9 protein-coding genes are annotated in these 8,541 nt (G+C 63.9%); 2 read left to right on the top strand and 7 right to left on the bottom strand.

The features are described 5' to 3' along the window. Nucleotides 1–677 (bottom strand): phosphotransferase family protein (locus Q2941_RS38995; protein WP_458195814.1); only part of this gene is annotated, 677 nt, incomplete at its 3' end. Nucleotides 678–736: 59 nt separating this feature from the next. Then, a complete protein-coding gene (locus Q2941_RS38990) occupies nt 737–1,975 on the bottom strand; it encodes an acyl-CoA dehydrogenase family protein (RefSeq protein WP_027520987.1) in 1,239 nt (412 codons plus the stop codon). A 218-nt stretch (nt 1,976–2,193) separates the two neighbouring features. Here Q2941_RS38990 and Q2941_RS38985 point away from each other — a divergent pair, with 218 nt between their 5' ends. Continuing rightward, nucleotides 2,194–2,856, top strand: coding sequence for a TetR/AcrR family transcriptional regulator (locus Q2941_RS38985; protein ID WP_254113132.1), 663 nt, complete (start codon nt 2,194–2,196; stop codon nt 2,854–2,856). 7 nt (nt 2,857–2,863) lie between these two features. Here the strand turns inward: Q2941_RS38985 and Q2941_RS38980 are convergent, their stop codons facing one another. Then, nucleotides 2,864–3,256 carry a RidA family protein gene (locus Q2941_RS38980; protein ID WP_458195813.1) on the bottom strand — a complete coding sequence of 131 codons (393 nt, stop codon included), beginning with the start codon at nt 3,254–3,256 and terminating at the stop codon, nt 2,864–2,866. 103 nt (nt 3,257–3,359) lie between these two features. Continuing rightward, a complete protein-coding gene (locus Q2941_RS38975; protein ID WP_027520990.1) occupies nt 3,360–3,575 on the bottom strand; it encodes a hypothetical protein in 216 nt (71 codons plus the stop codon). A 371-nt stretch (nt 3,576–3,946) separates the two neighbouring features. On the opposite strand from Q2941_RS38975, the gene Q2941_RS38970 reads away from it, so the two are divergent. Beyond that, nucleotides 3,947–4,942 carry an AraC family transcriptional regulator gene (locus tag Q2941_RS38970; RefSeq protein ID WP_051389599.1) on the top strand — a complete coding sequence of 332 codons (996 nt, stop codon included), beginning with the start codon at nt 3,947–3,949 and terminating at the stop codon, nt 4,940–4,942. A gap of 9 nt (nt 4,943–4,951) precedes the next feature. Here the strand turns inward: Q2941_RS38970 and Q2941_RS38965 are convergent, their stop codons facing one another. The 3 genes from Q2941_RS38965 to Q2941_RS38955 form a co-directional block, all read right to left on the bottom strand. Beyond that, complete coding sequence (locus Q2941_RS38965) at nt 4,952–5,830, bottom strand: beta-keto acid cleavage family enzyme (RefSeq protein ID WP_458195812.1); 879 nt, start codon at nt 5,828–5,830, stop codon at nt 4,952–4,954. Between the two features lie 11 nt (nt 5,831–5,841). Then, complete coding sequence (locus Q2941_RS38960; protein WP_027520992.1) at nt 5,842–7,071, bottom strand: CaiB/BaiF CoA transferase family protein; 1,230 nt, start codon at nt 7,069–7,071, stop codon at nt 5,842–5,844. Between the two features lie 141 nt (nt 7,072–7,212). Beyond that, nucleotides 7,213–8,418: an MFS transporter gene (locus Q2941_RS38955; RefSeq protein ID WP_027520993.1), complete on the bottom strand. Its 1,206-nt coding sequence runs from the start codon at nt 8,416–8,418 to the stop codon at nt 7,213–7,215. Nucleotides 8,419–8,541: the final 123 nt, after the last annotated feature.

Genomic DNA, 8,541 nt, shown 5'->3' with positions numbered 1-8,541 from the left:
ATGTTGTCGAGCCGGTAGTCCCCGTGAACAATCGAGACGCGCGCCTGCTCCGGCACGGTGCGCGGCAGCCATTCGGCGACCTTCTCGAACTCCGGAATGTGCTGGGTCTCGGATGCCCGATACTGCTTGGTCCAGCGATCGATCTGCCGCGCGAAATAATTGCCGGGCTTGCCGAAATCGCCAAGGCCGATCGCAGCGGGATCGTACATGTGCAGCTTCGCCAGCGTCTCGATCTTGCTGGTGAAGATTTGTCGGCGCGCCTCGCCCGTCTGGCTCGGCAGCGTCGGATCCCAGAACACCCGGCCCTCCTCCATCGACATGATGTAGAAGGCAGCGCCGATGATGCCGTCGTCCTGGCAGAGCGCATAGGCTTTCGCGACCGGAAAGCCCTGCTTTCCGAGCGCTGCGATCACGCGATATTCGCGATCGACCGCATGCGCCGACGGCAGCAATTTGCCGAACGGTTTTCGGCGCATCACGTAGGAACGGCCGGGCGTATCCAGCCGATAGGTCGGGTTGGACTGGCCGCCCTTGAATTGCAGGACGACCAGCGGGCCCTGATAGCCTTCGACGTTCTCGCGCATCCAGTTCTCGAGCCGCAGCTCGTCGAAACGATGCCGCTCCTCGACGGGCTTGGTGCCCGAGAACTCCTCGTCTTTCCTGACGCCGTCAGCCACGATGACGCTCCCTCACAGTCTTCTCGATCTTATTCGGGAGCGCCGCCGGGCTCTCCCTTTTAGTGCTTGGGAGAGTTTGCATACTTCCGGATTTCAAGTCTGGCAATGGCGCGATTGTGCACCTCGTCCGGACCGTCGGCGAGACGGAGCGTTCGGATGCCCGCGTAGTCCTTGGCAAGACCGGCTTCATCCGAGACACCGGCGCCGCCAAAGGCCTGGATCGCCTGGTCGATGATCTTCAGCGCCATGTTGGGAGCTGCGACCTTGATCATGGCGATCTCGAGCTGCGCGGTCTTGTTGCCGACCTTGTCCATCATGTCGGCGGCCTTCAGGCACAGCAGGCGGTTCATCTCGATATCGGTGCGGGCTTCGCCGATACGCTGCTCCCACACCGAGTGCTCGATGATCTTCTTGCCGAACGCGGTTCGCGACATCAGCCGCTTCACCATCTTCTCCAGCGCCTCCTCGGCCTTGCCGATTGTGCGCATGCAGTGATGGATGCGGCCGGGACCGAGGCGTCCCTGCGCGATCTCGAAGCCACGGCCTTCGCCGAGCAGGAGATTCGATGCGGGAACGCGGACGTTCTCCAAGAGCACCTGGGCGTGGCCGTGCGGCGCATCGTCGAAGCCGAACACCGGCAGCATCTTCTCGATCTTGATGCCGGGCGTGTCGAGCGGCACCAGGATCTGCGACTGCTGCTGATGCTTGGCCGCGTTGATATCGGTCTTGCCCATCAGGATCGCGATCTTGCAGCGGGGGTCGCCGACACCGGACGACCACCATTTGCGGCCGTTGATGACGTAATGATCACCGTCGCGCTCGATGCGGGTCTCGATGTTGGTAGCATCGGACGAGGCAACCGCCGGCTCCGTCATCAGGAAGGCGGAGCGGATCTCGCCGTCCATCAGTGGACGCAGCCATTTGCGCTTCTGTTCCTTGGTCCCGTAGCGGAACAAGACTTCCATGTTGCCGGTGTCGGGCGCGGAGCAGTTGAATACTTCCGAGGCCCAGGAGATGTGGCCCATCTGCTCCGAGAGCAGCGCGTATTCGAGATTGGTCAATCCCGCGCCGTGGAATTCGTCGTCGTCGTGCTCCTTGGACGGCGGCAGGAACATGTTCCAGAGGCCCTCGGCCTTGGCCTTCTTCTTCAGCTCTTCGAGAACCGGGATGACCTTCCAGCGCTCGCCCGTGTGGTCCTGCTGATTGTAGACGGGAACAGCGGGGCGCACGTGCTTGGTCATGAAGGACTGCACGCGTTCGAGCCATTCCTTCTGCTTGGGGGACATGTCGAAGTCCATGGGACGCTCCTCGTCTCTCTCTTTGAACGATCTTTTGTGCCGGACTGTCCTCCCGCCTCGCGCGGCCTGCAAGCCGCGACAACGAGCTTGCGGGCCGCTTTTCGGAACCCGGCGTCGCTGTTGCGAACGGGTCCCGATTGCGGATTGACTTTTCCCGGCCTTCAAACGATAGTTTCATACAACTGTTTGAATTGCAACTCCCTCCCCTGAGGGCACCCATGGCCAGCGATCAGACCAGATCTGCCATTCTCGCCGCCGCCGAGCGGCTCTACGCCGATCGCGGCTTTGGCGACGTGACGCTGCGCGACATCGTCGCCGAGGCCAACGTGAACCTTGCGGCCGTGAACTACCATTTCGGCTCGAAGGACGAGTTGATCGCCGAATTGTTCGTGACGCGGAGCATCGCCCTCAATCGCGAGCGCCTGGCGGAGCTCAAGACGGCGGAAGAACAAGGCGACGGTCGCGCCTCCGTCGACGTAATCCTGCGCGCCCTCGTCGGCCCTACCCTGCACGGCTGCCTGGGGCCGGCGAACCAGCGTTCCACCGCGGCACGCTTCATGATCCGCGCCTCGATTGAATCCGTGCCGCCGATCCGCCGCATCAAGAACCGCGAGATCGACCATCTGCGCAAGTTTGCCGCCGCGATGCGCCGCGCACTGCCCGACCGCAGCGACGAGGAGATCTATTGGGGCCTGCACTTCGCGCTCGCCATGGCGCACCACACCATCCGCGAGAGCGAACGGCTGACCAAGCTGTCGGACGGCCGATGCGATCTCGACGACGTCGACGGCATCATCGAGCGCGTGGTCGGGATGGCGGTGATGGGGCTGACGGCCGGCAAGGCGGAAAGCAAGGCCCCGGCGAAGGTCGCCGCGCGCTAGAGCCGCCTCACATCATTGCGATGCAATCGATCTCGACATCGAACGGGGCGAACCATTCGGGCGTGCAGACGAAGATCCGCGCCGGCGGATCGCTGGGGAAGTAGCGCGCATAGACCGCGTTAAAAGCGGCGAAGTGCTTGGTCGAGGTGCAATAGACGTTGCACTTCATGACGTTGTCGAGGCTGGCGCCGGCAGTCTCCAGGCAGAGCTTCATCTGCTCCATGATGATCTCGCTCTGCCGTTCGATCGGCGCGGATGCGATCTCGCCGGTGTCGGGATCGAACGGCGGCAGGCCAGCGACGAAGATCATGTTGCCGGCGCGCGTCACCGGCGAGGTCGGCGCCTTCCAGCGATCGAGAAAAGTCGAGATGGGTTCGACGCGCAGCGCTTCGCGTTTCATGGGCGGACACCCTCGTCTGTAAATATAACGAAGGCAGCCTAGACAATCCGAAGGCTTCGACGTTTCGCTTAGGATCGAAGTATGCCCGCGAGGGTTCCGCCGGCTACATCCGCTGCGGCATCTCCTCGGCCTCTTCCTTCGCCAGCAGCAGCAGCATCTCGATGCCCATCTCGCCTTCCTGCGGCGAGCGGATGAACTTGATTTCCTCGGCCGACTTTTGCAGCGCCACGACGATCGCCACGGCCTGGTTGGCCGTCGCCGCCTCGGTCGCCAGAACTGCCTTCTGGTTCTTCACCTGATAACCGATCGTGTAGGACATTCGCTTCCTCCCTGCCGAACACCAGTTCGTCAGATAAAGGGATCGAATACGAGTCCGGATTGCGACGAAAGCCGGGGCAACTACGGATCATCTGTGGACAAAGGAACGCTTGCCCTCTTCAACCCGCCGTCGCGCTCACCAGGTCACCCGGAATGTTCCCGTGCCGGCGTAGCTTTGGCGCGCGCCCGAGAACTCGCCGGTGACGCGCGCCGAGAGTTCCGACCCCGCATTTCAGCACCTTAATCAGCACCTTAAGGTGACATCGAATCGGGTAAAGCCGATATCTGAGGCGGCCAAATCCGTGAAGGCTTCGAACTTCCGGCCGGCATCCCGCGTCAAAGTTACGGTACCGATGTTTCCAGCGGGGGCACATGCAGGACACAGAGCCGTTTCGACGCGCACGCGTCTCCACGGATGATTTTCCGCAAGCCAAGCGGCTGCAGATGTGGCGCGAGGTCTATGGACGCGGCATCGCCAATATCGACATCGAGCCGATCGGGGACGAGCCGTTCCACGCCGACGTGACATTCAACCTTTTGCCCAATGTCAGCATCGCCGCCGGCTCGCGCTCGCCGGCGCATTACCGGGTCTCGAAGGAGCTCGCGACAAAGGGCAAGGACCTGGTCGCCATCAGCGTGCTGCGCTCGGGCCGCGCCAGCGCCACCCAGTTCGGCAAGGAGCTGATCTCCGGCGTCGGCAGCGCCAGCGTGATCGCGCCGCTCGATCCCTCGACCAGCACCATGCTGACCGAGGGCAGCTTCATCACCCTTTTGTTCTCGTTGCCGGCCATTGCACGGCTCGCGCCGCATTTCTCGCGGGCATTCGGCCAATCGATCCCCAGCAACAACGAGGCGCTGCGTCTCCTCACCCGCTATGTCGACGTCCTCGACGACGGCGATCCATCAACCGATCCGGCCGTCGCGCGCAGTGTGTCGGCACACCTGATCGACCTCGCCGCGCTCGCGTTCGGTGCCCAGGGCGACTACGCCGAACTCGCCCGGGAGCGCGGCGGCACCGCGGCACGACTGGCCGCGATCAAGTCGGACATTCTGGCCGCGCTTGGCGACAGCGAACTGGCGACCGAAACGATCGCCGCACGTCACGGCATCTCGCCGCGCTATGTGCAAAAACTGTTCGAGCAGGACGGCTCGTCGTTCTCGGCCTTCGTGCTGACCGAGCGTCTGGCAAAAGCCCAGCGCATGCTGGTCGACCGCAGGTACCGCCATCTCAACATCGCGCAGATCGCCCATGAAAGCGGTTTTGGCGACGTCTCCTATTTCAACCGCGTCTTCCGCCGCCAGTTCGGCAGCCGCCCCTCGGATGTCCGCGAGTCGGCAAAATGCCTGTGGCGGGAGCAGCGGGGCTGACGGCGGGAGTCAGGCGAGGCCGAGCATGGCGCGCGCGTCGTCGGCCGTGGCAATGCTCGCGCCAAGGCTTTTCAGGATGCCCGAGGCATGCGCGCACAGCTCGGCATTGGTCTTCGCCAGCACGCCCTTGGACAAATAGAGATTGTCCTCCATGCCGACCCGGACATGGCCGCCGAGCAAGTACGCCTGCGCGACCATCGGGAATTCGGCGCGGCCGATGCCGAAGCCGGACCAGATCGCACCCGGCGGCAGAAGACTGCGTGCATAGAACATCGTCTCCGATGTCGCGGAGAAGCCGTACTTCACGCCGAGCACGAGGGAGAACAGGCCGGGCCCCTTCAGTGTGCCGTCGGCCAGAAGGTCGCGCGCGAGATGGCAGTCGCCGGAATCGAACAGCTCGATCTCCGGCAGCACGCCCACTGCTCTCATCCGCTCGGCTATGATGCGGACGTTGCGAGGCGTGTTGATCACGACCTCGCCGCCTGAGTTCATGGTATTGAGATCGAGCGTGCAGATGTCGGGCTTGAGCAACTCGATATGCTCGACGCGCTTCTCCGGCTGGAGCAGTGTGGTGCCGGGACCGGCGACACGAGGGTCGTCGTGCGATGGAACAAAGCGCCCGCCCGGCCCGGTGGTGAGATTGATGACCAGGCTCCTGTTGCGGGCGCGGATGCGCTCGACGACCTCGCGATAGAGATCGATCGACATCGACGGTCGCCCCGTTGCGGGATCACGCACGTGGATATGAGCGATCGCTGCGCCGGCTTCGGCCGCTTCGAGCGCGGAGGTCGCGATCTGCTCGGGCGTAATCGGCAGATAAGGCGACTGCTCGGGCTTCGTGAGGTTGCCGGTGATCGCGCAGGTAATGATGGTCTTGCCGGTAGTCATCCGATGTCGCCCTAGATCACGCCCTGCTTCTTCAGCGCCTCGATCCGCTCCGCATCATAGCCGAGTTGTCCGCCGAGCACTTCCTGCGTGTGCTCCCCTAAAAGCGGCGGCGCCCGATAGTCCGTCACCGGCGTCTCGGAGAACGTCAGCGCGTTGCGGATCAGCGACAATTCGGGCTCGAACTTGTGGTTGACCTTCACCCGCATGCCGCGCGACTGGACGTGCGGATCGCTGAACACCTGCTCGAAATTGTTGATCGGACCTGACGGCACGCCGGCCTCCTCCAGCTTTTCCAGCCAGTAGGCCACCGGCTTCTTCAGGAACAGACCAGCGAAGATCGCCATGATCTCCTTGCCGTGCACGACGCGGTCGTTGTTCCTGATGAAGCGCTTGTCGTTGGCGAGGTCGGGCTCGCCCAGCACGGCGCAGGTACGCTGGAACTGGCCGTCATTGCCGACCACCAGCATCAGTTCGCCGTCGGTGCAGCGGAACACGCCGGCGGGCATGCCGCCATTGCCCCAGGTGCCGCGGCGCGGCGGTGTCTTGCCGTTGACGAGGTAGATCTGCAGCCAGTGCGACAACGATGCGATGACGGTATCGAACAGGCAGACGTCGATGTGCTGTCCTTCCCCGCCATTGGCGTCGCGATGGTAGAGCGCCGAGAGAATCCCGATCGAGGTGTTCATGCCGGTCATGTAGTCGACGATCGACGGGCCGACCTTCATCGGGCCCTCGCCAGGCTCGCCGTCGATATGGCCGGTGACGCTCATCAGGCCGCCCATCGCCTGCAGGATCGCATCATAGCCGGCGCGCGGCGCGTAGGGGCCGGTCTGGCCGAAGCCGGTCACCGAGCAGTAGACGATGCCGGGGTTGATCGCCTTGATCGTCTCGTAATCGAGTCCGTAGCGCTTGAGATCGCCGACCTTGTAGTTCTCCATGAAGACGTCGACGTTCTTGGCGAGCTCGCGGATGATCGCCTGTCCTTCGGGCTTGGCGATGTTGACGGTGACCGACTTCTTGTTGCGGTTGGCGCAGAGGTAGAACGAGTTGTTGTTGTTCGCCTTGCCTTCGGGGTCGGTGAGATAAGGCGGGCCGAAGGCGCGCGCGTCGTCGCCGGTGCCGGGCCGCTCGATCTTGATCACCTCAGCGCCGAGATCGCCGAGCATCTGGGCCGACAAGGGCCCGGCGAGTACGCGCGTGAGGTCAAGGATCTTGATGCCTGAAAGCGGCAAGGCCGACATAAGCTTTCCTCCGGGAACTGATGTTGGCGCGGCGGCCAGGGCCGGGCCGCGCTCCCTGCGGATACACCATTTTGGACCCGGGAGTCCTGCACTGGCGGCATGCCACCATCCGCCGGCCGCTCGTAGTATCGTCTTACGACGTCACGCCGCAGCAGCCGTCGCAGCTCGTGGCCGGCGGCGGCCAAGGGCGATCAGGATCAACACCGTTGCACATGAGCAGAGCATGGTCAGGCCGAGCAGGCCGCGGCTGCCGAAATGGACCAGCAGGGCTGCGAGAACCGGCGGGGAGACGGCTGCGGCAAGATTGACCGGCAGGGCGATCATCGACATCGCCTTGGCGAATTCGGTCTGGTCGTAGAAGACGAGCGGGATCGTCGCCCGCGCCACCGCCATCGCGCCGCTGCCGAGGCCATAGAGCAGGATGAAGAGCGCAACGACCCAATATGCGCCATTGCCGGCCATCAGGAGCAGCATGGCAAGCGGCAGCGCCGTGCCCGCAACCAGACCGGTCGTGATCCCGTCCCAGCGTCCGCCGCCGAGGAAATCGATGCCGCGCGCGCTGACCTGGATTACGCCCAGCGTGGAGCCGAAGCCGACGGCCTCCGCCGGCGACAGCCCCTCGGCCTTCAGGAGCTCGATGAAGACGGCACTCAAGCCGAAGTTCACGAAGGCGTTCAGCGCAACCGCGGACGTGACGAGATGGAAGGTGCTCCTGGGAACTGGAGAAGCCGGCACGTCCCGCGCCTTCGCGGCAACTTCCTCACTCGCCTTGCGCCGGCGCGGTGCACCGAAGGCCAGGAGCGGCAGGCAGACGACGATCATCATGGCCGCATAAACCAGACACGTCCCGCGCCAGCCGGCGAGGCTGCTCAGAAACGACGTCGTCGGCCAGAAGATGCTGCCGGAAAGGCCCGTCACCAACATCAATGCGCCGATCGCGTTCTTGGCGCGCGGGCCGGCCACTTCGTTCAGCATGATGTAGGCACCGGTCGAGAGCGTGGCGCTGCCGGCCACACCGAGGACGATCCAGGCCACGAAATAAAGGATCGGCTCGTGCGCGAAGGACAGGAGCACAAAGCCCGGCGCGGTCACGACCGTGCCCACCATCATCACACGGCGCGCGCCATGCCGCGTGAAGGATTTTGCGAGCCAGGGCGCGCACAGCCCCATCGCGACGTACAGAACCGAGGTCCCCGCGAATACCGCCGGAAGGCTCATATTGAGATCGGCCGCGAGATCGCGCCCGACGATGGCGGGAAGCCCGATCGTCCCCCATCCGACGAGTTGGGTGACGGCGAGCACCGCCATGACGCCAATCAGCTTCGTATCGAATTTCAAGCGACGTATTCCGCCCCAGGGCCGGATCCGACCGATCCGGTCATTCCCGGATACACCATCTCCAACCCGCGCTGCACTGCGAACGCGGTATGACCCTATCCGCCACAATGGCATTGACATGATGACAACGGC

It is taken from the genome of Bradyrhizobium sp. UFLA05-153 (genome assembly GCF_054185185.1).
This window is presented reverse-complemented; position numbering and strand designations above follow the sequence as displayed.

Bases quoted from the DNA above. Each gene is read 5' to 3' on its own strand.
- Q2941_RS38960 (WP_027520992.1), bottom strand. From the start codon at position 7,071: ATGTCGGCCTTGCCGCTTTCAGGCATCAAGATCCTTGACCTCACGCGC.
- Q2941_RS38985 (WP_254113132.1), top strand. From the start codon at position 2,194: ATGGCCAGCGATCAGACCAGATCTGCCATTCTCGCCGCCGCCGAGCGG.
- Q2941_RS38970 (WP_051389599.1), top strand. From the start codon at position 3,947: ATGCAGGACACAGAGCCGTTTCGACGCGCACGCGTCTCCACGGATGAT.
- Q2941_RS38980 (WP_458195813.1), bottom strand. From the start codon at position 3,256: ATGAAACGCGAAGCGCTGCGCGTCGAACCCATCTCGACTTTTCTCGAT.
- Q2941_RS38975 (WP_027520990.1), bottom strand. From the start codon at position 3,575: ATGTCCTACACGATCGGTTATCAGGTGAAGAACCAGAAGGCAGTTCTG.
- Q2941_RS38965 (WP_458195812.1), bottom strand. From the start codon at position 5,830: ATGACTACCGGCAAGACCATCATTACCTGCGCGATCACCGGCAACCTC.
- Q2941_RS38990 (WP_027520987.1), bottom strand. From the start codon at position 1,975: ATGGACTTCGACATGTCCCCCAAGCAGAAGGAATGGCTCGAACGCGTG.